Origin of the sequence: Mesorhizobium sp. B2-5-11 (assembly GCF_006440835.1) — a bacterium.
In the GTDB taxonomy this organism is placed as follows: domain Bacteria; phylum Pseudomonadota; class Alphaproteobacteria; order Rhizobiales; family Rhizobiaceae; genus Mesorhizobium.
In genome coordinates, this window is the sequence record NZ_VFUK01000003.1 from 12,280 (window position 1) to 38,339 (window position 26,060).

A 26,060-nucleotide genomic window follows, 5' to 3' on the forward strand; every position below is an offset into this window, starting at 1 on the left:
ATGAAGACGGTCTGGCGCATCCTTCGCATTTTTCTCTACACGCTGCTGATCGTGGTAGCAGGCGCCATCGGCGCGCTTTTCGTGCTGACCAAGACCGAGCGTGGACGCGACAATCTCGCCGGCATCATTTCGCGCCTGGCCTCGAGCGACGAGCGTAAGGTCACCGTCAGCGGCATCGACGGTATCTGGTCGGGCGCGCTCAGTGTCGACCATGTCGTGCTGGAGGACCGCGAGGGCGCCTGGCTGGTGGCGCGCAAGGTGGCCATCGACTGGTCGCCGCTGGCACTGTTGTCCAAAAACTTCAGCGCCGACCGCATCGCGGCGGAGCGCATCGAACTTGCGCGTCTGCCGGTGGCCGGCACGCAGCAGCCGGCGCAAGGCGGCGCGACGACGCTGCCGGTTTCCATTGATATCAAGCAGATCGACTTGCCGGAAGTCGCGCTTGGCCAACAACTGGCCGGCAGCGGCATCGCCGAACTCGCCGCCAAGGCCTCGGTGAAGGCCGACGCCGCACCGCTGTCGGTCGAGACGGTGCTCAACATTACCCGCCATGACGGCAAACAGGGCAATGTCGACGCGCAGATCCATTTCGCGCCAGCGGACAACAAGCTCGACCTCAACCTCAAGGCGTCGGAACCGGCCGGCGGCATCATCGCCAATCTGCTCAATCTGCCGGATACGCCGCCGGTCGACATCGTCGTCTCGGGCACCGGCCCGCTGGCCAACTGGAGTGGCGTCGGTACCTTCCTTGTCGATCATCGGATCGTAACCCAGCTCACCGGCCGCCATCAGCTCACCGACAAGGGTAACTATCTCGAAGCCAAGGGCGACGGCGATTTCGCCCGCTTCCTGCCGGAGAACCTGAAACCATTGTTTGCCGGTAAGACCAGCTTCGATATGGCGGGCACCGCCACGACGGCGGGCGGGATCAGTGTCGACCGGGCCAACATCGACAGTGATGCCGTGCACGGCACCGCGACCGGTATCGTCGATCCCGCCGGAGCCAGCGATCTTTCGGTCGAACTCGCCGCCAAGGGGCCACCCGTGGTGGTTAGCGTCGGCAGCAAGGCGCAGCCGATCACGCTGGCGATCAAGAATGCCACCGCCCGGGCGTTCGGCGACGGCAAGGCGCCGGTCGTCGATATCGGCGCCTCCTTCGTTTCGATCGTCGTCGGCGGCACGCGGCTAGACGACCTGGCGGCGCAGATACACTCCGACGGTTTCGACATCCAGAACCGCACCGGGCCGGTTACCGTCAAGCTTGGGGCCGGTGGCCTGAAAACCGACGTCGCGACGCTGGCGCCGCTGGTCACTGGCAAGGTCGATGTCGGCCTGGCTGGTTCCCTCAGCAAGGACGCCATTGTCATCGATCAGGGCACGCTCCGGTCCGATGCGCTCAATGCCTCGCTGACGGCGACCGTGGCGCTCGCCGACCTGTCGATGCAGCTCAAGATGAATGCCGATGCCGTGGCGACCGCCTTCCCGCAGCAGATCGCCTCGGTGCTCGGCGGGCGGGTGAAGTTCTCGGCCACAGCGTCGCGCGATCCGCAGGGCTCGTTCGCCGCCAACTCGATCGAACTCACGTCCGGTTCGCTCAGCGCCAGCGGTACCGCCAGCATGCAAGGTACCGACATCCTGGCCGATATCAAAGGCAGGCTGGGGGATGTTTCGGTGCTGTCGCCGACGGTCGGCGTCCCGGTCGAGGGCGGTGTCGATTTCGCCCTGTCGGCAAGCGGCGCCATGACCGCGCCGGATTTCACGGTTTCCGCCAACAGCGATAGCCTGACGGCCTCGGGCCGCACGGTGAAGTCGATCAAGCTGACCGCGAGCGGCAAGGCCGACATTGCTAGCCCTTCCGCCAATGTTTCGCTGACCGGCGCCGTCAACGACCAGCCGCTCGACATCAAGGCGGCGCTGGTGACGAGCGAAGGCAAGCGCTCGATCAATGGCTTTGCGGTGTCGCTGGGTGACAACAAGGTGTCGGGCGATCTGGCACTGGATGACAAGTTCATGCCGCTGGGCACGCTCATTCTTTCTGCGCCTGCAATCGATCAGCTTGCGGCGCTGGCCGGCCAGGCGGTGACCGGCGACATCAACGGCACCATTCGCTTTGCCAAGAGTGGCGACGCGCCCTCCGTTGCCATTGACGCGAAGAGCACGTCGATCGCGCGCGGTGAGGTGACGGCCAGCACAATCGCCGTCAATGCCTTGATTGCCAACTATCTCAAGGCGCCGGCGATTTCAGGCTCGATCAAGGCCGATGCTGTGACGTCAGGGACCACCCAAGTCGGCGGCATCATCGTCGATCTGAAGCGCGACGGAGACTGGACGAATTTTGCCGGCGGCGCCACCGTATCCGGTATTCCAGCGAAGGCGGCGGGGCGCGTGAAGATCGCCGATGGCGTCACCAGCGTCGAGATCGCCTCGGGCGAGGCTACGATTCGCGGCATCAAGGCGGCAATTGCCGAGCCATCTATGCTCAGCATCGCCGATGGCACCACCAGCATCGAAAAATTAGCGCTCGATGTCGGCGGCGGCTCGGTGGCGCTGTCCGGTACAGCCGGCCAGACGCTCGATCTCGCGGCAAAGGTCTCCGCCTTGCCGGCTGCCCTTGCCGACGGCTTTTCGCCCGGCCTCGATGCCGCTGGAACGCTTAATGGCAGCGCTGAGGTAACGGGCTCGCCGTCGGCTCCGGACGTCCGGTTCAATGTGCAACTGGCCGGTGTCGAAACAACCCAAACCCGCCAGACTGGGCTTGGGCAGCTCGCAGTCGACGCGGCCGGCAGCTACACCATGGCCGGCGGCGTCGTCCTCGACCACGCGACGCTCTCCGGTGACAAGGTTTCCGGTCAAGCCGCCGGCACGATCAATCCGAACGGCGCCAGCGATTTCGCCCTTGACCTCGTCTCATCCGGTCCAAGTCTGCCGCTCACGATCGGAAGCGCCGAGAGTCCCATCAAGATCGAGGTCCGGTCGCTGTCGGCAAAGGTGGCGGGCGAGAGCACGCGGGCCCGATTGGATATGTCCGCGATCCTGCCCTCGATCGCCACGAGACCGGCGAAGGTGGACGGGCTGAGCCTGGCATTGCACTCGGATGCGTTCGATCTGAAGAACCGCGCCGGGCCGGTTTCGGGCACAGTTTCGGTGGATAGGGTTGGGCTCGACAATCCCACCATCGCGCCGCTGATCGCCGGCAAGGTCACGGCCGCGCTCAGCGGGCGCCTGTCAGCCGACGCTGTCGCCATCGACAGCGGCTCGCTCAAAAGCGATGCGCTCAACAGTGAGGTCGCCGGCCTGGTGTCGCTGCGTGACGGCGCCATCGACCTCAAGCTGAAGGCGGATGCTCCATCGTCGGCCCTGCCGGCCGCAGCACGCGGCATGCTTGGCGAACGGGCGCAGTTGAGCGCCACGCTGAAGCGCGAGCCCAACGGTAATATCGCCATAGGCGGATTGACGCTGGCCTCCGGCGCGCTGACCGCACAGGGGCAGGCGAGCCTTGCCGACAATACGCTGGCCGCCGACATCAAGGGCGTGCTGAGCGATGTTTCGCTGCTGTCGAAGGATGCCAAAGGCGCTATCGCCTTTGCGCTGAATGCGCAGGGCCCGGCGACCGCGCCGGATCTGTCGCTGACCGTCGACAGCGACAAGCTTTCGGTGGCGTCGCGCGAGATCACCGGGCTCAGACTAACCGCCACCGGCAAAGCCGACGCGGCCAAGCCGGCGGCCAATGTGCAGCTGACAGGCAATGTCGCGGGCCAACCCTTGCAAGGCAGTGCGGTGCTGGCGACCGCGGACGGCAAGAGCGCCATCAATGGCCTGCTTTTGTCGCTGGGCCAAAACAGGATTTCCGGCGACCTGGCGCTGGACGACAAGTTCATACCCGAAGGCACGATCTCTCTCGACCTGCCCGATATAGGACCGCTTGCCGCACTGGCGCTGGAAAAAGCGGAAGGCGATGTGCGCGGCACGATTGCGTTCTCGAAGAACGGTGCCGCACCGCAGGTCGCCATCAAGGCTACGACCGCCTCGGTCACGCGCGGCGATCTTCAGGCGAAGGCCGTGTCGATCGACGCATTGATCGCCAATTACCTCGCCGCTCCGGTCATCTCCGGAAAAATCCATGCCGACACCGTCACGTCGGGCGGCACGGTGATCGGCGGCATCGATGTCGACCTGAAGCGTGACGGCGACTGGACCGGCTTTTCCGGCGGCGCGACGGTGAAAGGAATTCCGGCGAGGGCCGCGGGCCGCGTGAAGGCGGCAAACGGCACGACGACCATAGAGCTTGCTTCCGGCGAGGCGACCGTCCAAGGCATAAAGGCTGCCATCGCGCAGGCTTCGACCGTCACCATCGCCAATGGCACGACGACGCTGGACAGGCTGGTGCTCAACCTGGGCGGCGGCACGGCGACGGTGACCGGCAAGATCGGGCAGGCGCTCGACATCAACGCGGCGCTGGCGCGGGTGCCGATCTCGCTTGCCAACAGTTTTTCGCGGGGTCTCGATGCCGCCGGTTCGATTTCGGGCACGGTGAAGGTCACCGGGGCACCAGCCAGCCCCAGTGTGGCGTTCAACCTCGACGCTGCCGGCGTGCAGACCTCCCAGACCCGCGGCGCGGGGGTCGGTGCGGTGAGTGTCTCTTCCTCCGGCACCTTTGCCGGCAACAAGCTGACCTTCAACGCCAATGTCAGCGATGGGGCCGGCCTTGGTCTCAAGGGGGGCGGCACGGTGACGACATCAGGCACGCCGGCGCTCGCGCTCGACTTCAATGGCGCCGTGCCGTTCGGCATCCTCAGTCAGAAGCTCGCCGCGCAAGGCCTGTCGCTGACGGGGACCGCGAGTGTCAATGTGCAGGTACGCGGTCCCGCGACATCGCCGGTCATCGGCGGCAGCATCAGCACGTCGGGCGCCCGCCTGCTCGACGCGCGTTCCGGGCTTGCGGTCAACGACATCGCAGCCGAAATTTCCATCGGCAATGGCGTCGCCAGGATCAACCGGCTGACCGGGACGCTGTCGACGCGCGGCAGCCTGTCGGCCAGCGGCACGGTCGGTATCAATCCGGCGCAGGGGTTCCCGGCCGATCTGTCGATCAAGCTCACCGACGGCCGCTACACCGATGGGCGGGTGGTCACCGCCAATCTTGGCGGCGACCTGACGATCAAAGGGCCGCTGACGTCGGCGCCGGTGATTGCCGGCACCGTCAACCTTGCCAAGACCGTGATCACCGTTCCGGACAAATTGCCAGGTTCGCTTTCGGCGCTCGATGTCAAACACAAGAACGCGCCCGGCGCGGTGAGGGCGCAGGACAAGGCATTGCGCCCGGCCACGACCAGCGGCAAGACGGGTGGCAGCGGCCTTGTGCTGGATGTCACCGTCAACGCGCCGAACCAGATCTTCATCCAGGGCAGGGGCGTGGACGCCGAACTCGGCGGCTCGCTCAGGCTGACCGGTCCGGCCTCATCGCCGCAAGCGGTCGGCACTTTCACGCTGCAACGCGGGCGGCTGTCGATTCTCGGCAAGCGGCTGACCTTCACCGAGGGCACGGTCGGCTTTTCTGGCTCGCTGGTGCCCTATCTCAACCTGACCGCGACAACGACCACGAGCAGCGCAACCGTCACCATCGTGGTGTCGGGCGAGGCGACCAATCCGAAATTCACCTTCACCTCGGTGCCGGCGCTGCCCGAGGACGAGGTGCTGGCGCAACTGATCTTCGGGCGGTCCATGTCGAACCTGTCGCCGCTGCAGATCGCGCAACTGGCCGAAGCCGCCGGGCAACTCGCCGGTGTCGGCGGCTCGACGTCGCTGCTGGAAAACCTGCGCAGCGCGATCGGCGTCGACGATCTCGATGTCACCACCGACGAAAAGGGCGGCACGGCGGTTTCTGCCGGCAAGTACCTCAACGACCGCACCTATGTGACGATCCAGAAAGGCGACAAGCCGGGCTCGGGCAAGGCCACGATCGACCTCAACGTGGGACGTGGCGTCAAACTGCGCGGCGAGGCGACGGACGCCGGCGAAGCCAAGGGCGGCATCTTCTACGAGAAGGAATATTGAAGCGGAGACTTGGGCTGGCCCTCATCCTGGCGAGGGCTGGTCCTGTCGCAAACCGCGCCAATGTCTCAGTTTAATCGCCTGAAGAGATTTAGTGGAAATCCGTCGCGCACTAGCAATTTTGCGCCAAGACTGTCGCTATCACGCGAACCGCTCCCCCTCCAAAGTTGCACATTCGTCAATATGTTCCCAACCATGCCGTCTTTGACATCATGGCCTGGATGCGGAATGTTAATCGGCGGAAAGCCAACAATGGGAGTTAGTCATGACAATCTACAAGAGTAATGGCGATAGCGTTCCGGATCACATCCTGGCCATGGCCGAAGAGGCCAAGTCGGGTAAGGTCGATCGCCGCGAATTCCTCGCGCTCGCCAGCGTCTTCGGCGCTTCGACGGCCATGGCCTATGGCCTTCTGGGGCTCGCCGCCCCGACGCCGGCCAAGGCCGAGGACGTGCAGGGTAAGAAAGGCGGCGTGCTCAAGGTGGCAATGTCGGTCAAGGATCCCAAGGATCCGCGCACGGCCGACTGGTCGGAAATCTCCAATGCCGAGAGGCAGGCGCTCGAGCCGCTGGTGAAATACACCCACCAGTACACATTCGCGCCCTATCTCCTGGAAAGCTGGGACATCAATGACGACGCCACCGAGTACACGCTGCATGTGCGGCCGGGCGTCGAATGGAACAATGGTGACAAGTTCACCGCCGACGACGTGATCTACAATTTCACCCGCTGGGCCGACAAGGCCGCGGAAGGCAACTCCATGCCGGGCCGTCTCGGCAGCCTCGTCGATGACAAGACCAAGAAATTGCGCGAAGGGTCGGTCATCAAGGTCGACGACATGACCGTCAAGCTGAAGCTCACCAAACCCGATATCGCCATCATCCCCAACCTGACCGATTATCCGGCACTGGTGGTGCACAAGAGCTTCGACGAGAAGGGCGCCAACTTCAAGAACTGCCCGATCGGTACGGGTCCGTTCGAGCTCGTCTCCTACGACGTCGGCCAGAAGGTCGTCTACAAGCGCCGCGAGACCGGCAAGTGGTGGCAGGGCGAAGCCTTCCTCGATGGCGTCGAGTTCATCGATTACGGCACCGATCCGGCCGCAACGGTTTCGGCCTTCGAATCGGGCGAAGTTCAGACCAACCATGAGACGACCGCCGACTACGTCAAGATCATCGCAGACGTCGGCGCGCCGCCTTCCGAGGTCGTGACCGCCGCCACCGTGGTGTCGCGCTTCAACGTCAACGCCAAGCCTTATGGCGACCAGAAAGTGCGTCAGGCGATGTGTCTGGCCGTCGACAACTCGGTGGTGCTGCAGCTCGGCTACGGCAATGCCGGCACGCCGGCCGAGAACCACCATGTCGCGCCGATCCATCCCGAATATGTCGAGCTGCCCAAAATCAAGCGCGACATCGCCAAGGCCAAGCAGATGCTGACGGAAGCCGGCGTGATCGATTTCGAACACGAGCTGATCAGCAACGACGAGGACTACCACAAGAACACCACGGACGCGATCGCGGCCCAACTGCGCGAGGCTGGCATCAAGGTGAAGCGCACCGTGCTGCCGAGCTCGACCTTCTGGAACGACTGGACGAAATATCCGTTCTCGGAAACCAACTGGAACATGCGTCCACTTGGCATCCAGGTCATCGCCATCGCCTACCGCTCGGGTGAAGCCTGGAACGAGACGGCCTACGCCAATCCGGACTTCGACAAGAAGGTCAACGAGGCGCTCGGGATCGCCGACGCGGAGAAGCGCAAGGTGGTGATGAAGGACATCGAGCAGATGCTGCAGGATTCCGGCATCATCATCCAGCCTTACTGGCGCAAGCTCTACATCAACATCAAGCCCGAGGTGAAGAACCACTCGATGCACCCCACCTACGAGCACGACTTCGGCAAGGTCTGGCTCGATCAGGCGTGACCCACAGCCTGTCGGGAGCGGGGCGCCAGCGCGCCTTTCGCTCCCGCGGCATCGCCGCCGTTGCATTGGATGCAGCGGCGGCGTGACGTCACAAGGTTTTTGATACAGGGTTGAACCTATCTGACCCCAACCCGGCCGGCAGGGGGGTACAATGTTCTCATTCATCGCCAGACGCATCGGCACGATACTGCTCACGATGCTGTGCCTGACGCTGGTCGTCTTCTTCCTCGTCAATCTGGAACCCAACCTGAAGAAGCTGGCGATCAGCCAGACCGAGATGCACACCTCGGCCGAACAGCTGGAAAGCTGGCTGGTCAATCACGGCTACCGGCAGAACTTTTTCGTGCGCTACGGCCAGTGGCTCGGCGTCGTGCCCAAGCAGCCGGTAACCGATCCGGCGACCGGTAAGCCGGCGCAGCGCTTCTCTTTCTGCAATGATCCGGCCGAGCCGAAGTTCTCCGGCGTGCTCCAGGGTGATTTCGGCTGCTCGACCAAATTCAAGACCACGGTGGGGGCCAAGCTATTCCCTGCGCTCGGCGCCACGGGCATCCTGATGTTCTGTGTGCTGGCGGTGATGGTGCCGGTCTCGCTGCTGATCGGCATCCTGGCCGGCATGCGCGAGGGGTCGCGCACCGACCGGGTGCTGTCGGTCGCCTCGATCGCCTCGACGGCGACGCCCGAATATGTATCGGGCGTCATCTTTACCGTCATCTTCGCCTCCTGGCTTGGCTGGCTGAACGGATCCGCCGCATCGGCAAGCCAGGGCATCACCTTCTATAACTTCACGCTGCCGGTGATCACGCTGGCCATCTACGGCATCGGCTACATCGCGCGCATGACGCGTGCCTCGATGGTCGAGGTGATGACGCAGCAATATATCCGCACCGCCCGGCTGAAGGGTCTTTCCTTCAAAAGCGTGGTGGTCAAGCACGCGCTGCGCAACGCTCTGATCGCGCCCTTCACCGTGATCATGCTGCAGTTTCCGTGGCTGCTCACCGGCGTCGTCATCGTCGAGGTGATGTTCCGCTATCAGGGCTTCGGCTACACGCTGGTCGAGGCCGCAGGCAACAACGACATCGACCTTTTGCTCGGCTGCTCGCTGGTCTCGGTGTTCATCGTCCTGATCACGCAGCTCATTTCCGATGTCGGCTACGCGTTCCTCAATCCGCGCATTCGGGTCCAGTAGGGGAGACGGCGCATGCAAGCCCAATATATCGGCGCCTCCACCGTCGTCCTCGAAGTGCTCTGGCGCTTCTGGCCGGTCTGGCTCGCGCTTCTCATCGTCATGGGCGCGAGCTTCCTCTACAAGAAGAAGCTGGCTCTCTACGGCCAACTGTTCGACAGCGGCGTCGGCATAGCGGGGGTGGCCATCTGCCTGTTCTGGCTGTTCACGGCGATCTTCGCCTCGACCATCTCGCCTTTCGATCCGCTCGGCCAGATTCCCATCATGAAGGATACACTGCCCGGAGCCATCGAACCGCAATCGGGCCTCGCTTATCTATTCGGTGGCGACAAGCTCGCCCGCGATGTCTTTTCACGCATGGTCTATGGCAGCCAGATCGTCCTGATCATCGCGCCGGCGGCGACCGGCTTCGCGCTTATGGTCGGCATCACGCTCGGCCTGCCGGCCGGCTATTATGGCGGCAAGATCGATACCGTTTTGTCGTTCCTGGCCAATCTCGTGCTGGCCTTCCCGGTTATCCTGCTGTTCTACCTCCTGGTGACGCCGGGCATCATGGACACGCCGATCCCCTACGCGCTGGCCGGCGTTTTCTTCCTGTTCCCGATTATTTTCTTCTGCGTGCTGTTCTGGACGCGCTACAAGAACCGTTCCGACCGGATCTACATCCTGCTCGGACTGACGCTGGTGGTCGGCGGCTGGATCTATGCCGGCCTGGTGTTCGATGCCGACCCGCTGAAGATCGTGCATATCGATCCCAACCAGCTCAACATCTTCGTGGCGGTGGTGTTCGCCTCCAGCCCGGGCGTGTTCCGCATCGTGCGTGGCCTGACCATGGATATCAAGACGCGGGACTATGTGGCGGCGGCCCAGACGCGCGGTGAATCGCCATGGTACATCATGCTGTGGGAGATCCTGCCCAATGCGCGCGGACCGCTGATCGTCGATGCCTGCCTGCGCATCGGCTACACAACCATCCTGCTCGGCACGCTGGGCTATTTCGGCCTCGGGCTGGCGCCGGAAAGTCCCGACTGGGGCACTGCGATCAAGGATGCCAGCCGGCTGCTGCGTTCCTTCATCCACCCGGCACTGCCGCCGACGATCGCGCTGATGTCGTTCGTGCTGGGGCTAAACCTGCTCGCCGACTCCCTGCGCGAGCAATCGATGAAGGATTGATGGCGGGGTCCTCGACCCTACTTGCCCGGAAAAACCAAGGATTGGAGCGACCCATGAACGAGGCAGTTCGAAATCCGGCCAGGCCGAACAATGGGCCGATCATCGAGATCGAGAACCTGTCGATCTCCTTCTTCACCCGCAAGGGCGAGATACCGGCCGTGATGGATTTTTCCTGCACGGTCATGCCCGGCGAGGCGATGGGCATTGTCGGCGAATCCGGCTGCGGCAAGTCGACCGTGTCGCTCGGCATCATGCGTGATCTCTCCAACATCGGGAAGATCGTCGGCGGCAAGATCAAGTTCCAGGGCAAGGACATGGGCGAGCTCTCCGAGGAGGAGCTGCGCAGCATCCGTGGCAACAAGATCGCCATGATTTATCAGGAGCCGATGGCGAGCCTGAACCCGGCGATGAAGATCGGCCAGCAGCTAATGGAAGTGCCGTTGATCCACGACAAGGTGTCGAAGGAAGAGGCCTATAAACGTGCGCTCGAAATGGTGCGCTCAGTGAAGCTTCCCGATCCGGAACGCATGATGCGCTCCTATCCGCACCAGCTTTCCGGCGGCCAGCAGCAGCGCATCGTCATCGCCATGGCGCTGCTGTCGAAGCCGGCGTTGCTTCTCCTCGACGAGCCGACGACGGCGCTCGACGTGACGGTGGAGGCGGGTATCGTCGAACTGGTCAAGGGGCTGGGCGAGAAGTTCGGCACCTCGATGATCTTCGTGTCGCACAATCTTGGCCTGATCCTGGAGACCTGCGACCGCATCACGGTGATGTATTCGGGCGAGGCCGTCGAGACCGGCAAGATCAAGGACGTGTTCGACCGGATGCGCCATCCCTATACGCAGGGCCTTTTCCGCTCGATTCCACTGCCGGGCGCCGATAAGAACTCGCGGCCGCTGATCTCGATCCCCGGCCAGCTGCCCCTGCCGCATGAAAGGCCGAAGGGCTGTAATTTCGGTCCGCGCTGCCACCATTTCGTCGAGGGCGTCTGCAACGCCGCCGAAATCCCGATGATCGAAGTCGCGGGACATGAAGGTCATTTCTCGCGCTGCGTGCGCTTCAACGAAATTGATTGGGACGCCCTGCCGCCCGGCGCCAAAAAGGTCAATGAGAAGGTCGTGCCTGGCGCACCGGTACTCAAGATCGAGGACTTGAGAAAATACTACAAGGTTGGCGGCAGCGAGGTGTTCGGCTCAAGCGAGGGACGCGTCGTCAAGGCCAACGAGACGATTTCGTTTACGGCGCGCGAATCCGAAACCGTCGCCATTGTCGGCGAATCCGGGTGCGGAAAATCGACGCTGGCCAAAGTACTGCTCGGGCTCGAGACGGCGAGCTCCGGCAAGGTCACGCTCGCCAACAAGGAAATCCAGTCGACCGGCATCGAGAGCCGCAGCGTCGACACGGTGTCGTCGATCCAGATGGTGTTCCAGAACCCGTTCGATACGCTCAACCCCAGCCATTCGGTCGGCTCGCAGATCATCCGCACACTGGAAAAATTCAACGTCGGCAAGACCGTCGCCGACCGGCGCAAGCGCATGCTGGAATTGCTTGACCTGGTGAAGCTGCCGCGCGCCTTCGAGAGCCGCAAGCCGCGCCAGCTTTCGGGTGGCCAGAAGCAGCGCATCGGCGTGGCGCGCGCCTTTGCCGGCGATGCCAAGGTGGTGGTGGCCGACGAGCCGGTCTCGGCGCTCGACGTGTCGGTGCAGGCGGCGGTGACCGAGCTGCTGATGGACATCCAGCGCAAGAACAAGACGACGATGCTGTTCATCAGCCACGATTTGTCGGTCGTGCGCTATATCGCCGACCGGGTCGTCGTCATGTATCTCGGCTATATCGTCGAGCAAGGTACGACCGACCAGATCTTCGCGCCGCCCTATCATCCCTACACCGAGGCACTGCTTTCGGCGATCCCGATCGCCGACACCAGCGTGGTCAAGAAGCACATCGTGCTGGAGGGCGACATACCCTCGGCAATGAACCCGCCGACAGGCTGTCCATTCCAGACGCGCTGCGGCTACAAGAGACTGGTGCCGGATAATCTCTGCGAAACCAAGGTGCCGCCGGTAAAGAACCTGGGCGGCGGGCACATGAGCCTGTGCTGGCTCTCGGACGACGTTCTGGCGACGATGGAGCCAGTGATCAAGTTCGACAAGCAGCATGCCGACCATGAGGGCGTGCCGGACGACGCGCCGCATGGGGCCGGCCCGGGCTTTGCCGGTCAGCCACCCAACCGACCACATGGCAAGACCGCCAGTGCGGAAGCCAGCGCGGTGGGAGAGGACGCCGAGGAGACAGAAGCCGTGTGGCGAGCCCGCCGCCACGAGGTGCGCGACGAGGTCTCCGAAACAGGTGCACCGGCGACCGATGCCAACGCGACCTCCGCGCCTTTCAGGCCGAGAACGCTCGGCGAGGGCCGCCAGGCAGAGAATGCGCGTGTCGCACCAATTAGCGGCCGTGCGGCCAGACCAGGCGCGGCGCGTGATGGCGCGGCCGACAGGAACCGACCCGCCGGCATCTCCAAGCCTGCCAAGCCGGACGACTTGAAATTGATATCCGGCGTGGGTCCGAAGACGGAAGCCATCCTCAATGGCCTCGGTATCTTCACCTACGCTCAAATTGCCTCGTGGAAGAAGGCCGAACGGGAGTGGGTCGACGACCATTTGAGATTCCAGGGCCGCATCGAGCGCGAGGACTGGGTCAAGCAGGCGAAGGCGCTCGCCAAGGGCGGCGAGGCGGAATACATCAAGGTGTTCGGCAGGAAGCCGCGCTGACAGGCGCTGTCGTTGTAGCGGGAGCCCTTTAGCTGCCGCACTGCCTTAGCTGTTCGGCATAGTCGCGGGCCATCTTGTCGGTGGCCCGGGCATAGCTCTGGACGCCGGAATCGCCACGATTGCCGCGGCCATAGGCGGTCCAGCCGAGATAGTAGGCAAGGTAGAGATTGTAGGTGTCGTTGCGGGCGACGCCGTAGGTATCCGCTGTCTTGGAATGGTACCAGCCGACGAAATCGACGGCGTCGGCGAATTTGGTCCGGCGCGCCGCCCAGTTGCCGGTTTCGCTCTGATATTGCGACCAGGTGCCGTCCAGCGCCTGCGAGAAGCCGGTGGCCGACGAGACGTGCTTCCATGGGATGAAACCGAGCAGTTTGGTGCGTGGCGGCCGGGCGTTGCTCTTGAATCCCGATTCCTTGCGCACGGTCGCCATCAGCACGGGGACGGGCACGCCGTATTTCTGCTCGGCGCGTTCGGCGGCCGACTGCCAATTGTCGAACCAGCCGTCATTCTGGTCGAAGACGGCGCAGACATTGTTGATGTGGCTGGGGGCCGTCGCACAGGCCGAAAGTGCCAGCAGCATACCAACCGCTACAATTTTACTAAAACTCGACCTACGCATCGGCAGAGCAATAGGCTCAAATCATAAAGGGAATCTTGCTGCCCTCGTTAACGGGCCGCCGATGCGGGCGCTTCAGAAAAATGCCATATTGATCACCCGACATATCTTGTCGCTTTTCATAAATCGATGTTTCGAAAATGCCGCCTCGGTTAAAATCGCGCCCGCAAACGGCGTATTTCTGACAGCTGGCGCGGTTTGCCGAGGCTTTGATGCCTGGCATGAACGAACCAAGACGCAAGCGCGGCGCCGAGCGCACCAGCAACCGGGGACCAGGGCCTATCCCGCAGCTGCCGGCGAGGCGGGTGACCAATCCTTATCCGCCGATGGCCTTGCTGTCGCCCGACCAGATCGAGGCGATCCACCAGGCGTCGATCCACATATTGGAGAATTTCGGCATCGAGGTGATGAGCCCGCGGGCGCTCTCGCTGTTCGAGCAGGCCGGTGCCAGCGTGGACCACGCGTCCGCGAACGTGCGCATTGACCGCGGCATGGTCGACGAGGCGCTGAAGACGACGCGGTCCAATTATTCCCTTACACCGCGCAATCCGGCCAACGCCGTTCATCTCGGCGGCAACACAATCAATTTCACGCTCGTTGCGGGGCCGCCCAACGTGCACGACATGGCGCGGGGCCGCCGCCCCGGCAATTTGCGCGACTATGCGGACCTGACCCGGCTGGCACAGCATTTCAACTGCGTGCACATGCTCGGCAACCAGGTCTGCGCGCCGGTCGAATTGCCGGCCAATTCGCGCCATCTCGACACCTATTTCACCAATCTGACGCTGACCGACAAAAGCTTCCATGTCTCGGCGATCGGCCGGGGCAGGGCGCTGGACGGGATCGAGATGATGGCGATCGCGCGCGGGCTGACGCTGGACCAGTTGCGCGACGATCCCGGCATCGCCACCATCATCTCGGTCAACTCGCCGCGCCGTTTCGACGAGATGATGGCCGAGGGGCTGATGACGATGGCCGAATTCGGCCAGTCTGTGGCAGTGACGCCGTTCACGCTGATGGGCGCGATGAGCCCGGTGACGCTGGCGGGTGCGCTCGCGCAGCAGAATGCGGAAGCACTGTTCGGCGTAGTCCTGACGCAACTTGTGCGTCCGGGCGCGCCGGTCATGTATGGCGCCTTTACCTCCAATGTCGACATGAAGTCGGGCGCGCCGGCCTTCGGCACGCCTGAAAACACCAAGGCCAACATCGCGTCGGGGCAATTGGCACGGCGTTACGGGCTGCCCTACCGGACAACACCGGGCTCGGCCTCCAACGCCGCCGATGCGCAAGGCGCTTACGAGACGTTGATGGCGCTGTGGGGCGCTGTGCTCGGCCACGGCAACCTCGTCTATCACGCCGCCGGCTGGCAGGAGGGCGGGCTGACGGCGTCGTTCGAGAAATTCATCATCGACGTCGAAATGATCCAGCACATGATGGAGTTTTTGCGCCCGATCGTGGTCGACGAGGCCGAGCTTGCCGTCGAGGCGCTGGGCGCGGTGCCGACCGGCGGCCATTTCTTCGGCGAGCCGCACACGCTGGAACGTTATGCGACGGCCTTCTATCAGCCGATGCTTTCGAACTGGCAGAATTTTGAAGCCTGGCAGGAAGCCGGCGGCCTCGACGCAACCGCGCGCGCCACGCGGTTGTGGAAGAAGGCGCTCGAAGACTATGTCGAGCCGCCGATGGACGTCACCGTGCGCGAAGCGCTGGAGGCCTACGTGACCAAGCGCAAGGAAGAGATTGGGGCGGGCGAGCCGTGATGCGCCACGAACGTCCCGTTTTGAATCATCTAGCCCATCCAACTCACTGATATCAGAGAAGAACCCATGAAATCGCATGCAAAGGTCGTGGTCATTGGCGGCGGGGTTGTCGGGTGTTCCGTGCTGTTCCATCTCGCCCGCCATGGCTGGACCGACGTCGTGCTTCTGGAGCGAGACGAGCTGACTTCAGGCTCGACGTGGCACGCGGCCGGCGGCATGCACACGATCAATGGCGATCCCAACGTCGCCAAGCTGCAGAAATACACGATCAACCTCTACAAGGAGATCGAGGAGCTTTCCGGCCAGGCGACCGGCGTGCATCTGACCGGCGGCGTGCTGCTGGCGGCGACCGAGGCACGGCTCGACTGGCTGCGTGGCGTCGTCGCCAAGGGTCGCTATCTCGGCATCGATCTCGAAGAAATCTCGCCGAAAGAAGCGGCCGAACTGATGCCTCTGCTCGACCCCAAGCAGTTCGTCGGCGCTGTCCGCAACAAGGAGGACGGCCATCTCGATCCCTCCGGCGTCACCCATGCCTATGCCAAGGCTGCGCGTAAGCTGGGCGCCGAGGTCGAGCGCTTCACCAAGGTCGAGGACATCGTGCGGCGTCCCGACGGGCTGTGGCGCGTCATCACCAACAAGGGCGAGGTCGTGGCCGAGCATGTCGTCAACGCCGGTGGCCTTTGGGCGCGCGAGGTCGGCCGCATGGTCGGGCTCGAACTGCCGGTGCTGGCCATGGAGCACATGTACCTGATCACCGAGGACATGCCGGAGGTCGCCGCCTGGAACGCCAAGACCGGCACCGAGATCATCCACGCCGTCGATTTCGACGGCGAGCTCTATCTGCGCCAGGAGCGCGGCGGCATGCTGATGGGCACCTATGAGAAGGCCAACAAGGCATGGTCCGAGCACCAGACGCCGTGGAATTTCGGCCATGAATTGCTGGAGCCGGACATCGACCGCATCGCGCCGTCGCTGGAAGTCGGCTTCCGGCATTTCCCGGCCTTTCAGAACACCGGCATCAAGCAGATCATCAACGGACCCTTCACCTTCGCGCCTGACGGCAACCCGCTGGTCGGGCCGGTGCGCGGTTTGCCGGGCTTCTGGGTGGCCTGCGGCGTCATGGCCGGTTTCAGCCAGGGCGGCGGCGTTGGGCTCGCGCTGTCCAACTGGATGATCGAGGGCGATCCCGGCGCCGACATCTGGGCCATGGACGTGTCGCGCTATGGCGACTGGGCGACGATGGCCTACACCAACGCTAAGGTGCGCGAGAACTATTCCAGGCGCTTTTCGATACGCTTCCCCAATGAGGAATTGCCCGCCGGACGGCCGCTGAAGACCACGCCGGTCTATGACCTGCTGTCGGCCAAGGGCGCGCAATGGGGCGTGTCCTATGGGCTGGAAGTCCCGCTCTGGTACGCGCCCGAAGGCGTCAAGGACGAGTTCTCGTGGCGTCGCTCGAGCGATTTCGCGCATGTCGGCAGGGAGGTTGCAAACGTTCGCGGGGGCGTCGGCCTCGCCGAGATTTCGAATTTCGCCAAATACGGCGTGACAGGCGAGGGTGCTGCCGCATGGCTCGACCGGCTGCTCGCCTGCAAGCTGCCGAGGCCAGGCCGCATGACGCTGGCGCCTATGCTGAAGGAGGACGGCAAGCTCATCGGCGATTTCACGCTGGCCAATCTCGGCGGCGAGGAGTGGTTCATCGCCGGTTCCGGCATTGCCGAGCAGTACCATATGCGCTGGTTCGAAGAGCATCTGCCCGCTGATGGTTCTGTCCGCATCGAGGCTTCGGGCGCGAAACTCACCGGCCTTGCCGTCGCCGGGCCGAAGGCGCGGGACGTGCTGGCCAAGGTCACGCGGACGGATGTCTCGAACGCCGCCTTTCCCTTCATGGCCATCGGCAAGATGGATATCGGCATGGCGCCGTGCCTGGTAGGCCGCGTCAGCTACACCGGTGATCTCGGCTATGAAATCTGGGTGGCGCCGGAATATCAGCGCGCGGCGTTCCAGGCGCTGATGGCGGCGGGCGAGGAGTTCGGCATTGGTCTGTTCGGCTCCCGTGCGCTGAACGCACTGCGGCTGGAAAAGAACTATGGCTCGTGGGCGCGCGAATACCGGCCGATCTACGGACCGCTGGAGGCAGGGCTCGATCGCTTTGTCGCCTATGGCAAGGAAGCCGATTTCATAGGCAAGACCGGGGCGTTGGCAGAGCGCAGGCAGGGCGGCAAGCTCAGGCTGCGCGCCTTCATCGTCGAGGCTGCCGACGCCGATGTCATCGCCGACGAGCCGATCTGGTTCGGCGGCACGGTGCGTGGCTGGGTGACGTCAGGCGGCTATGCGCATCATTCAAGGAAATCGGTGGCCATGGGCTACGTGCCGAAGGAGATCGCCGAGGAGAGCGAAGGCTTCGAGATCGAAATCCTCGGCAAGCGCCACGCCGCACGCATGCAGCCGGTGCCGCTGTTCGACGCCAATTTGGAGCGGATGCGGGCGTGAACAATCCGCATCCGGCTCGCATCAGGCAGCGCGGCGATTGTCGAGCGCAAAGGCGCCAGGACCGGCGAAGAACAGATAGAGGAAGATGAAGCAGAACGAGATCGCCAAATCGCCGCCATTGTTGACCGGGAAGAAGCCGCGCGGCATGTGCGCCATGAAATAGGCGATCGCCATCTCGCCGGCCAGAAGGAAGGCGACTGGGCGGGTGAACAGCCCCAGCGCGAGCAGGATGCCGCCGGCGAACTCGAGAATGCCGGCTGTCAGCGTCAACCCGCTGAGGGCGTGGGGTTCGGCGCTTGCCGGGAAATTGAACAGCTTCTGGCTGCCATGCTCGATGAACTGCAGCGCAGTCATGATGCGCAGAACGCCGAGCGCCTGTGGCTGGTATCGGGCCAAGCCTTCGAAAAGCGCCATCTGAAACTCCGTTTTCGCCCTCCTGGCCCGACCTAGATTATCGCCCTGAAATGGACCATTCACTTCCCGCTACCTAACATCAACAATCGGTGATGCGAGACGTTCCGCAACGCGTCGATATTTTCTCCCTAAGGTTGCATTATTATCCCTATGGTTGTATCGATTTGTAGATAGTTGAAATCGTTTGGGGGTCTCTCGCCATGAAAAAAGTCGTCATCAGCTTTTTCGCAATCCTTGCAGGTACCAGCTTCGCGATGGCCGAGGATGCCGGCTGCGAGGCTTTCAAATGGCCGGTAACGCGCGAGCAGGCGCTGTTCGCCGCGCCTCCTTCTGCTGCGTCGGGGACGACGCTGGCGGTCGGCGCTGCCGCCGATCTGGTTCTGGTGCCGGCCGAGACGGCGGAATTCGCCCTCCCGCCGGAACGTGCCCCGGCGCCTGGCACGTTCGGCGCTGTCGCCAGCATGGTTGTGCCGCCGGAAGGGGGCATCCAGATAAGCCTGTCGGGCGAAGCCTGGATCGATGTCATTCAGGACGGCCATACCGTGAAATTGGCCGGCTACAGCGGGGTCAAGACCTGTCCGGACATTCGCAAGAGCGTTCGGTTCAAGCTTGCGCCCGGCCCGGCCACCGTCCAGTTCAGCGGTGCAAAAAAGGCAGGCCTGAAAGTCGCGGTGCTGACGCCGGAATAGCTCGGCGCCAGGCTGGGGGACGGCCTTCAATCCCTTGGTCAAAAGGCCGTCCTCCTGTGCGACGTTGAGCCCCTTACCGTCCGGGCGCCATCAAGGCGAAATGGGCGCCTTGCGGGTCCTGGCATTGCACGATCCAGCTGCCGCCGGGGACCTCCATCGGGCCCATCAGGATCTTGCCGCCATTGTCGGTCACCCGTTTTGCCGCCGCGTCGATGGCGGTTACGTTGAAATAAAACTGCCAGACCGGCACCGGGATCTGTTCGGGTTTGTTCATGATGCCGCCACCGGATTCGGGGCCGGCCGCGAAGGTTTGATAGGTTCCCATCGGCCCCATGTCGAAATCGCCGGCATTGGTCCATCCGAACTGGCTGGAATAGAAGTCGAACGCAGCCTTCCAGTCGGTTGTGTAAAGCTCGTGCCAGCCGATATGGCCCGGCGTGCTGGCCGGCACGACCGGCTGGTCGGGCCCGTTCGGCTGCAGGAACATGAAGGTCGCGCCTTGCGGATCGGCGACGACGGCAAAGCGGCCGACGCCCGGAATGTCGTCGGGCTGGCGATGAACGGCGCCGCCGGCTTTCTGCAGCGACGCCGTGGCAGCATCGACATCCCTGGTGTGGATATAGCCAAGCCAGGCGGGAGGCATGCCCATCTTGGCGGCATCCTCAGGCATCGTCATCAGCCCGCCGACGCCACGCTCGCCGACATTCATGACGATGTAGCGCGGCATGCCGGGAGCCTTGTCGAAGGCTTGCGCGGTCCAGCCGACCACCTTGGTATAGAACGCCTCGGCGGCGTCGAGGTCTGATGTCATCAATTCGTACCAGAAGAAGGGCATTGGGGATTTCGGCATCGTCGGTCTCCTCACCTTTTGCGTCGATCGTCCTTCGATCCATCATAGGACGATCTTCGAGACGGAAATCCGACAGCGGAGGAAAAATTGCGGCTCGACAGGCATGCCATGATTGCGGCCTGCCGCTTAGCGGACCGTCCTTCCTCGAAAGTTCGACATTCGCGCATTATGATATTAAACGTGAACCAAATTATCATGTTTTATTCGAGCCTTTTCAGAGGCTTATGTAGAAAATTGACCAATTGATAAAAAAATAAAACGTGCTAGCCTTCCCTAAAACGAAAACAAGGGGAACTGACGATGGCAGAAGGCCAGTTCAGGGAAGGCATTGCAGGCGGCCGGCTGCCTGCCGATCAGTATGCGGACAATTTTTCCGACCTGCATCCGCCGCTCGATCACCACGAGGCGCTGGTCGAAGCGGACCGCTGCTATTTCTGCTACGACGCGCCGTGCATGAACGCATGCCCGACCTCGATCGACATTCCGCTGTTCATCCGCCAGATCTCCACGGGCAATCCGATCGGCTCGGCCAAGACCATTTTCGACCAGAACATTCTGGGCGGCATGTGCGCCCGCGTCTGCCCGACCGAGACGCTGTGCGAGGAGGTCTGCGTGCGCGAAGTGGCGGAAGGCAAGCCGGTGCAGATCGGTCGGCTGCAGCGCTATGCCACCGATATCGCGATGAGCGAGAACAGGCAATTTTATCCACGTGCCGCACCGACAGGCAAGGCGGTCGCCGTGGTGGGCGCCGGGCCGGCCGGCCTTGCCGCCGCACATCGGCTCGCCCGCCATGGCCACGACGTCACAATCCTGGAAGCGCGCGCGAAGGCGGGCGGGCTCAACGAATACGGCATCGCCGCTTATAAGAGCGTCGACAATTTCGCCCAAGCCGAGGTCGAGTACGTCACCTCGATTGGCGGGATTGATATCCAGAACGGTAAGGCGCTCGGCCGCGACTATCAGCTCTCCGACCTGATCCGCAATTATGACGCGGTGTTTCTGGGCATGGGGCTCGGCGGCGTCAATGCGCTGCGCGCCGATGGCGAGGCCGCCGTGGGCGTCACCAACGCCGTCGAGTTCATCTCCGAGCTGCGCCAAGCCAGCGATCTCTCCGGCCTGCCGGTCGGCCGCCGCGTCGTCGTCATCGGCGGCGGCATGACGGCGATCGATGCCGCGGTGCAGTCGAAGCTGCTTGGCGCCGAGGAGGTGACGATCTGCTACCGGCGCGGCCAGGAACATATGAATGCTTCCGAATTCGAGCAGGACCTGGCGGCCGCCAACGGCGTCGTCATCCGACACTGGCTACAGCCGAAGCGGGTGATTGCCGAAGGCGGCAAGGTCAATGCCATCGAGCTTGAATACACCGCCATGAACGGCGACAGTCTTGCCGGCACCGGCGAGACGCTGACCCTCGTTGCCGACCAGGTGTTCAAGGCGATCGGACAGAGTTTCGTCCCCGCTGCGCTCAATGGCAGCGGTGCTGCGATCGAGCTCGAGGCCGGGCGCATCAAGGTCGATGCGGAAGGGCGCACCTCGCTGGCCAAGGTCTGGGCCGGCGGCGACTGCATATTCGGTGGCGACGACCTGACCGTCTCGGCCGTGGCGCAAGGGCGTGATGCGGCGGAATCCATTCACCGGGCACTGACCTCGAACGGGAGGGCATGAGCATGGCAGATATCAGGAATAATTTCGTCGGCATCAAATCGCCCAATCCGTTCTGGCTGGCCTCGGCGCCGCCGACCGACAAGGCCTACAATGTCGTGCGCGCCTTCAAGGCCGGTTGGGGCGGTGTCGTCTGGAAGACGCTGGGCGAAGAGGGCCCGCCGGTGGTCAACGTCAATGGCCCACGCTACGGCGCGATCTGGGGCGCCGACCGCCGTCTGCTCGGCCTCAACAACATCGAGCTGATCACCGACCGCGACTTGCAGACCAATCTGCGTGAGATGAAGCAGGTCAAGATGGAGTGGCCCGACCGGGCGCTGATCGCCTCGATCATGGTGCCTTGCGTCGAGGAAAGCTGGAAGGCGATCCTGCCGCTTGTCGAGGAAACCGGCGCCGACGGCATCGAGCTCAATTTCGGCTGCCCGCACGGCATGTCGGAGCGCGGCATGGGCGCCGCCGTCGGCCAGGTGCCGGAATATATCGAAATGGTTGTGCGCTGGTGCAAGCAGTACACGCGCATGCCCGTCATCACCAAGCTGACGCCCAACGTCACCGATATCCGCAAGCCGGCGCGAGCAGCACATGCCGGCGGCACCGACGCGGTGTCGCTGATCAACACCATCAACTCGATCACCGGCGTCGATCTCGACAGCTTCGCGCCGATGCCGACCATCGACGGCAAGGGCTCGCATGGCGGTTATTGCGGCCCTGCGGTGAAGCCGATCGCCATGAACATGGTGGCCGAGATCGCGCGCGACCCCGAAACGCAGGGGCTGCCGATCTCCGGCATTGGCGGTATCACCACCTGGCGCGACGCTGCCGAGTTCATGGCGCTCGGCGCCGGAAACGTGCAGGTGTGCACGGCCGCGATGACCTACGGTTTCAAGATCGTGCAGGAGATGATCGCCGGTCTCGAAAACTGGATGGACGAGAAGGGCCATCGCTCGCTCGACGACATCATCGGCCGTGCCACGCCCAATGTCACGGACTGGCAGTATCTCAACCTCAACTATGTCGCCAAGGCGCATATCGACCAGGATGCCTGCATCAAATGCGGCCGCTGCCACATCGCCTGCGAGGACACCTCGCATCAGGCGATCACCAGCATGGTCGACGGCGTCAGGCATTTCGAGGTGATCGAGGCCGAATGCGTCGGCTGCAATCTTTGCGTCAATGTCTGCCCGGTTGACAACTGCATCACCATGGAGCCGCTGGCCGCCGGGGTGATGGACCAGCGCACCGGCATGCCTGTGTCGCCGGTCTACGCCAACTGGACCACGCACCCGAACAACCCAATGGCCAAGGTGGCGGCGGAGTAGGGCGGAACAATCAAGGAAAAAGCGGCGTCCTCGGGCGCCGTTTTCATTTTGCTATTGTAGATAATAAAAATCCACGATATAGATTATCCATGAACAAGAGGCCAACACCATGAAGCTGGGCGATGGCGTCGAAGCGGCCATCCACTGCGCGGCGACGCTGGCGGGCGTCGATGGCGACAGCACCATGCCGGGTGCGGCCCTGGCGGAGGCGTTTGGCCTGTCGCCGAGCTATCTCCTGAAACATCTCAACATGCTCACCGCTGCGCGCATCCTGGAATCGGTTCCGGGACCAGCGGGCGGCTACCGGTTGGCGAAACCGGCCGAACGCATCACGCTGCTGGACATCGTGCTGGCGGTCGAAGGGCGCGAGCCGGCTTTCCGATGCGGCGAAATCCGCCAGCGCGGCCCGACGAAACTCGATGCATCGGCCTATGTCAGGCCGTGCGGCATCAATGCTGCGATGCTGAAGGCGGAGCGCGCCTATCGCGCGGCGCTGGCCGAGGTCAGGCTGTCCGACATCGTGGCGGACTTCATGAAAGGCGCCGATCCGCGGTCGGTCGCGGCAAGCTGCGCTTTCACCGAGCGCCACCAGCGGCAGCAGAAATCCAGTTCAACCAAGCAAACATGAAAGGAAAGATGATGAGACAGAGGCTCCAGTTCTTCGCCAAGGCGCCCGAGATCATGAAAGCGGTATCGGCGCTCAACAAGGCGGTCGACGAATGCGGGCTCGAGGAAAGCCTGCTGCACCTGATCAAGCTCAGGGCCTCACAGATCAATGGCTGCTCCTTCTGTGTCGAGATGCACAGCCGCGAGGCGAGGCGCGACGGCGAGACCGAACAGCGGCTTTATCTGGTTTCAGCCTGGAAGGAATCGCCGCTGTTTTCGGAGCGCGAGCGCGCCGCTTTGGCCTGGACCGAGGCCGTGACGCTGATCGCCAACAATGGTGTTTCGGACGAACTCTATGCCCGCACGCTGGAACATTTCTCGGAAGAGGAGTTGGTCAAGCTCTCCGTGGCGCTGGGCATGATCAATACCTGGAACCGGCTTTGCATTCCGTTCCACGCCATTCATCCGATGCCTGCCGCCAAGGCCGCCTGATTGTTCGATCACGATCGGAGCGCCGCCAAGGGAGGCGGCGCTCCCATTATTTCAAAGGGAGAGCGTTTGATGCTTGCCGATTTACCCGCCGCCTTGTTGGTTCTCGGCCGGCTGTTGCTTGGCGGCGGGTTTGTCTTCGCCGGCTTGCGCAACATCCAGAACGCGGGCTTCTTGACGGGGCTGATGGTCGCGCGCGGTGTGCCGCAGGCGCGGCTGGCACTTTGGGCCGGCATCGTGTTGCAGATCGTCGCCGGCGTGCTGGTGGTGACGGGCTTCTGGACCGCCACTGCCTGTGCGGTGCTGGTGCTGTTCCTGATCGTCGCCACGCCGATGTTCCACAATTTCTGGGATCATCAGGGACAGGAGCGTGCGTCGCGTATCAATGGTTTTGTTGGCAATGTCGCGCTGAGCGGCGGCTTCCTGACACTGATCGCCCAGTCGCTTTGACGGTTGCAGCTAGGCCGCGAACCGCAAACCACCATCGCAGGTTAATACCTGGCCGGTCATGAAGCCGTTGGAGACGAGGAAGGCTATGGCCGAGGCGACGTCCTCGGCGTGGCCGATGCGGCCGACCGGTGTCTTGCCGGCATAGTCGGCAAAGATCGCCTGCCGCTGCTCGTCCGGCAGAAAGTCCCACCAGGGTGTGTCGATGACGCCGGGCGCCACGACGTTGACGCGCAGCGGCTTCAGCTCGACGGCCAGGATCGGTGCCACCGTCAGGAGCATGCCATTGACGGCGCCGATGCCGGCGACGCCCGGCGTGGCGAGCTGGGCGGATACCGCCGAGATGAAGGTGACCGATCCTGATTTGTCCAGCGTTGGCAAGGCCGCCTGCAGGCAGGACAATTGCGGCCGCACCTTTTCGTCGACGCCGCCAGCGATATCGGCAAGGTCGAGTGTTTCGAACGGGCCAAGGCCCTTGCCGCCGCTCGCCGCCAGAACGAGATGGTCGAACGGGCCGATGCGCTCGAAGAATTGGCGCACCTCGTCGGGCTTGGCAGCATCGAACGCCGCTTTGTCAGCGGCGCCACCGAGACTTTTCCATGCGCTGACGAGCTTGTCCTGATTGCGCCCGGTGATGGTCACCTTCATGCCGGGGCCGAGCAGTTTGCGCGCCGTCGCCAGGCCGATGCCGGACGAGCCGCCGATGACGACTGTGTGTTCGATCTTGTCGGTCATGAATGTTGTTCCTTCTTTACTGTAGCCTGCCCGACTAGGTCGAGGCTCAAGTCGCGCAATTGTTGTCTTGCTCTGGCGTCGTAAGCCTGGGCGTCGGCGCGGGATTCGCGCAGGCCGTCGAAATAGAGGCCGCTGCGCGCTTCGAGCGCGGGGGAGGTGGCGAGATTGACAATGGCCTCGGCGCCGGTCTCCACCGAGCTCCATGGCGTGACGCCTGCCTGGCGGACCATCGTTGTGTTCATGTAGCTCGCCGGGTGCAGGGCGTTGACAGTAACCCCGCTGCCCTTGAGCTGCTCGGCGAGATCGATGGTGAACAGGATCTGCGCCAGCTTGCTCTGGCAGTAGGCGCGCACGCCGCTGTAGCCATGGGTAAGCATGACGTCGCTAAAGTCGATGGCCTGCTGGCCCGCCGAGGCGACGTTGACGATACGCGCCGGCGCGCTGGCCTTCAGCAGGGGCAGCAATTCCTCCGTAAGCAGGAAGCCGGCGAGATAGTTGACGGCGAAGCGCAGTTCATAGCCGTCGGCGCTGACCTGCCTTTTGGCGTTTTGGCCAGCCGTGCCGACGCCGGCATTGTTGATGAGGATGTCGAGCCGAGCGGTTTTTTCACGCACGGGCTCGGCGAGCCGGCGCACCTCGGCCAGCGAGGCGAGGTCGGCTGCGAAGAACTCGGCCTTGCCGCCGGCCACCTCGATGTCCGCGACCGCCGCCTTGCCGCGCGCTGCGTCGCGCCCGTGCACCAGCACCCGGGCGCCACCTGCGCCCAGCCGTTGCGCGACGACCCGGCCGACACCATCGGTCGAGCCGGTGATCAGGATTGTCTTGTCTTTCAGGTCCATGTTTGAGCCTCCATTCGTCGCTCCCGACAGAAGATGGGG

At 63.4% G+C, this 26,060-nt stretch carries 18 protein-coding genes and 1 pseudogene; 13 read left to right on the plus strand and 6 right to left on the minus strand.

What is annotated here, in order from left to right; all coding sequences use genetic code 11:
* From FJ490_RS11060 to FJ490_RS11080, 5 genes and pseudogenes are all read left to right on the plus strand, one after another.
* On the plus strand, positions 1 to 6,054 hold the full coding sequence (locus FJ490_RS11060) for a translocation/assembly module TamB domain-containing protein (RefSeq protein ID WP_140729201.1): 6,054 nt from the start codon (positions 1 to 3) through the stop codon (positions 6,052 to 6,054).
* 262 nt (positions 6,055 to 6,316) lie between these two features.
* On the plus strand, positions 6,317 to 7,975 hold the full coding sequence (locus FJ490_RS11065) for an ABC transporter substrate-binding protein (protein ID WP_140495085.1): 1,659 nt from the start codon (positions 6,317 to 6,319) through the stop codon (positions 7,973 to 7,975).
* A 151-nt stretch (positions 7,976 to 8,126) separates the two neighbouring features.
* A complete protein-coding gene (locus FJ490_RS11070; RefSeq protein ID WP_140521245.1) occupies positions 8,127 to 9,161 on the plus strand; it encodes an ABC transporter permease in 1,035 nt (344 codons plus the stop codon).
* Positions 9,162 to 9,173: 12 nt separating this feature from the next.
* Positions 9,174 to 10,331 (plus strand): ABC transporter permease, encoded by a 1,158-nt coding sequence (locus FJ490_RS11075; protein WP_140495091.1) that lies wholly within the window; start codon positions 9,174 to 9,176, stop codon positions 10,329 to 10,331.
* 53 nt (positions 10,332 to 10,384) lie between these two features.
* Positions 10,385 to 12,586 (plus strand): annotated as a pseudogene (locus FJ490_RS11080) (ABC transporter ATP-binding protein); the annotation flags it as partial.
* A 544-nt stretch (positions 12,587 to 13,130) separates the two neighbouring features.
* Here the strand turns inward: FJ490_RS11080 and FJ490_RS11085 are convergent.
* Both FJ490_RS11085 and FJ490_RS11090 read right to left on the minus strand, forming a co-directional pair.
* A complete protein-coding gene (locus tag FJ490_RS11085) occupies positions 13,131 to 13,721 on the minus strand; it encodes a transglycosylase SLT domain-containing protein (RefSeq protein ID WP_140521244.1) in 591 nt (196 codons plus the stop codon).
* 16 nt (positions 13,722 to 13,737) lie between these two features.
* On the minus strand, positions 13,738 to 13,941 hold the full coding sequence (locus tag FJ490_RS11090) for a hypothetical protein (RefSeq protein WP_140516680.1): 204 nt from the start codon (positions 13,939 to 13,941) through the stop codon (positions 13,738 to 13,740).
* Between FJ490_RS11090 and FJ490_RS11095 the strand changes: the two genes are divergently transcribed.
* Together FJ490_RS11095 and FJ490_RS11100 are read left to right on the plus strand one after the other, a co-directional pair.
* Positions 13,940 to 15,478: a trimethylamine methyltransferase family protein gene (locus FJ490_RS11095; protein ID WP_140729199.1), complete on the plus strand. Its 1,539-nt coding sequence runs from the start codon at positions 13,940 to 13,942 to the stop codon at positions 15,476 to 15,478. The two genes, FJ490_RS11090 and FJ490_RS11095, sit on opposite strands and share 2 nt — an antisense overlap.
* Positions 15,479 to 15,544: 66 nt before the next feature.
* Complete coding sequence (locus FJ490_RS11100; RefSeq protein ID WP_140685477.1) at positions 15,545 to 17,971, plus strand: FAD-dependent oxidoreductase; 2,427 nt, start codon at positions 15,545 to 15,547, stop codon at positions 17,969 to 17,971.
* 21 nt (positions 17,972 to 17,992) lie between these two features.
* Here FJ490_RS11100 and FJ490_RS11105 read toward each other — a convergent pair whose 3' ends face one another.
* Positions 17,993 to 18,385, minus strand: a complete 393-nt coding sequence (locus tag FJ490_RS11105) for a DoxX family protein (RefSeq protein WP_140516674.1) — start codon at positions 18,383 to 18,385, stop codon at positions 17,993 to 17,995.
* Positions 18,386 to 18,585: 200 nt separating this feature from the next.
* Here FJ490_RS11105 and FJ490_RS11110 point away from each other — a divergent pair, with 200 nt between their 5' ends.
* The gene (locus tag FJ490_RS11110; RefSeq protein WP_140495103.1) at positions 18,586 to 19,074 is read left to right on the plus strand and encodes a hypothetical protein; all 489 of its coding nucleotides are present in this window, start codon (positions 18,586 to 18,588) and stop codon (positions 19,072 to 19,074) included.
* A gap of 73 nt (positions 19,075 to 19,147) precedes the next feature.
* Here the strand turns inward: FJ490_RS11110 and FJ490_RS11115 are convergent, their stop codons facing one another.
* Positions 19,148 to 19,924: a VOC family protein gene (locus FJ490_RS11115; protein ID WP_140567426.1), complete on the minus strand. Its 777-nt coding sequence runs from the start codon at positions 19,922 to 19,924 to the stop codon at positions 19,148 to 19,150.
* A gap of 300 nt (positions 19,925 to 20,224) precedes the next feature.
* Here FJ490_RS11115 and FJ490_RS11120 point away from each other — a divergent pair, with 300 nt between their 5' ends.
* From FJ490_RS11120 to FJ490_RS11140, 5 genes are all read left to right on the plus strand, one after another.
* Complete coding sequence (locus FJ490_RS11120; protein WP_140495107.1) at positions 20,225 to 21,589, plus strand: NAD(P)-dependent oxidoreductase; 1,365 nt, start codon at positions 20,225 to 20,227, stop codon at positions 21,587 to 21,589.
* A 2-nt stretch (positions 21,590 to 21,591) separates the two neighbouring features.
* Positions 21,592 to 22,905, plus strand: coding sequence for an NAD-dependent dihydropyrimidine dehydrogenase subunit PreA (gene preA, locus FJ490_RS11125; protein ID WP_140495109.1), 1,314 nt, complete (start codon positions 21,592 to 21,594; stop codon positions 22,903 to 22,905).
* Positions 22,906 to 23,014: 109 nt separating this feature from the next.
* Positions 23,015 to 23,533 (plus strand): Rrf2 family transcriptional regulator, encoded by a 519-nt coding sequence (locus FJ490_RS11130; RefSeq protein ID WP_140623098.1) that lies wholly within the window; start codon positions 23,015 to 23,017, stop codon positions 23,531 to 23,533.
* An 11-nt stretch (positions 23,534 to 23,544) separates the two neighbouring features.
* The gene (locus FJ490_RS11135) at positions 23,545 to 24,003 is read left to right on the plus strand and encodes a carboxymuconolactone decarboxylase family protein (protein WP_140495113.1); all 459 of its coding nucleotides are present in this window, start codon (positions 23,545 to 23,547) and stop codon (positions 24,001 to 24,003) included.
* Between the two features lie 69 nt (positions 24,004 to 24,072).
* A complete protein-coding gene (locus FJ490_RS11140; RefSeq protein WP_140516666.1) occupies positions 24,073 to 24,450 on the plus strand; it encodes a DoxX family protein in 378 nt (125 codons plus the stop codon).
* A 9-nt stretch (positions 24,451 to 24,459) separates the two neighbouring features.
* Here the strand turns inward: FJ490_RS11140 and FJ490_RS11145 are convergent, their stop codons facing one another.
* Positions 24,460 to 25,182: an SDR family oxidoreductase gene (locus FJ490_RS11145; RefSeq protein ID WP_140729198.1), complete on the minus strand. Its 723-nt coding sequence runs from the start codon at positions 25,180 to 25,182 to the stop codon at positions 24,460 to 24,462.
* Entirely contained in the window at positions 25,179 to 26,021 is an 843-nt protein-coding gene (locus FJ490_RS11150; RefSeq protein ID WP_140729197.1) for an SDR family NAD(P)-dependent oxidoreductase, read from the minus strand. The genes FJ490_RS11145 and FJ490_RS11150 overlap by 4 nt, the downstream gene beginning before the upstream one ends.
* Positions 26,022 to 26,060 lie beyond the last annotated feature (39 nt).

What these genes read in the sequence shown, in the direction of transcription:
- FJ490_RS11060 (WP_140729201.1), top strand. Translation starts at nt 1, where the DNA reads ATGAAGACGGTCTGGCGCATCCTTCGCATTTTTCTCTACACGCTGCTG.
- FJ490_RS11065 (WP_140495085.1), top strand. Translation starts at nt 6,317, where the DNA reads ATGACAATCTACAAGAGTAATGGCGATAGCGTTCCGGATCACATCCTG.
- FJ490_RS11070 (WP_140521245.1), top strand. Translation starts at nt 8,127, where the DNA reads ATGTTCTCATTCATCGCCAGACGCATCGGCACGATACTGCTCACGATG.
- FJ490_RS11075 (WP_140495091.1), top strand. Translation starts at nt 9,174, where the DNA reads ATGCAAGCCCAATATATCGGCGCCTCCACCGTCGTCCTCGAAGTGCTC.
- FJ490_RS11085 (WP_140521244.1), bottom strand. Translation starts at nt 13,721, where the DNA reads ATGCGTAGGTCGAGTTTTAGTAAAATTGTAGCGGTTGGTATGCTGCTG.
- FJ490_RS11095 (WP_140729199.1), top strand. Translation starts at nt 13,940, where the DNA reads ATGAACGAACCAAGACGCAAGCGCGGCGCCGAGCGCACCAGCAACCGG.
- FJ490_RS11090 (WP_140516680.1), bottom strand. Translation starts at nt 13,941, where the DNA reads ATGCCAGGCATCAAAGCCTCGGCAAACCGCGCCAGCTGTCAGAAATAC.
- FJ490_RS11100 (WP_140685477.1), top strand. Translation starts at nt 15,545, where the DNA reads ATGAAATCGCATGCAAAGGTCGTGGTCATTGGCGGCGGGGTTGTCGGG.
- FJ490_RS11105 (WP_140516674.1), bottom strand. Translation starts at nt 18,385, where the DNA reads ATGGCGCTTTTCGAAGGCTTGGCCCGATACCAGCCACAGGCGCTCGGC.
- FJ490_RS11110 (WP_140495103.1), top strand. Translation starts at nt 18,586, where the DNA reads ATGAAAAAAGTCGTCATCAGCTTTTTCGCAATCCTTGCAGGTACCAGC.
- FJ490_RS11115 (WP_140567426.1), bottom strand. Translation starts at nt 19,924, where the DNA reads ATGCCGAAATCCCCAATGCCCTTCTTCTGGTACGAATTGATGACATCA.
- FJ490_RS11120 (WP_140495107.1), top strand. Translation starts at nt 20,225, where the DNA reads ATGGCAGAAGGCCAGTTCAGGGAAGGCATTGCAGGCGGCCGGCTGCCT.
- preA (WP_140495109.1), top strand. Translation starts at nt 21,592, where the DNA reads ATGGCAGATATCAGGAATAATTTCGTCGGCATCAAATCGCCCAATCCG.
- FJ490_RS11130 (WP_140623098.1), top strand. Translation starts at nt 23,015, where the DNA reads ATGAAGCTGGGCGATGGCGTCGAAGCGGCCATCCACTGCGCGGCGACG.
- FJ490_RS11135 (WP_140495113.1), top strand. Translation starts at nt 23,545, where the DNA reads ATGAGACAGAGGCTCCAGTTCTTCGCCAAGGCGCCCGAGATCATGAAA.
- FJ490_RS11140 (WP_140516666.1), top strand. Translation starts at nt 24,073, where the DNA reads ATGCTTGCCGATTTACCCGCCGCCTTGTTGGTTCTCGGCCGGCTGTTG.
- FJ490_RS11145 (WP_140729198.1), bottom strand. Translation starts at nt 25,182, where the DNA reads ATGACCGACAAGATCGAACACACAGTCGTCATCGGCGGCTCGTCCGGC.
- FJ490_RS11150 (WP_140729197.1), bottom strand. Translation starts at nt 26,021, where the DNA reads ATGGACCTGAAAGACAAGACAATCCTGATCACCGGCTCGACCGATGGT.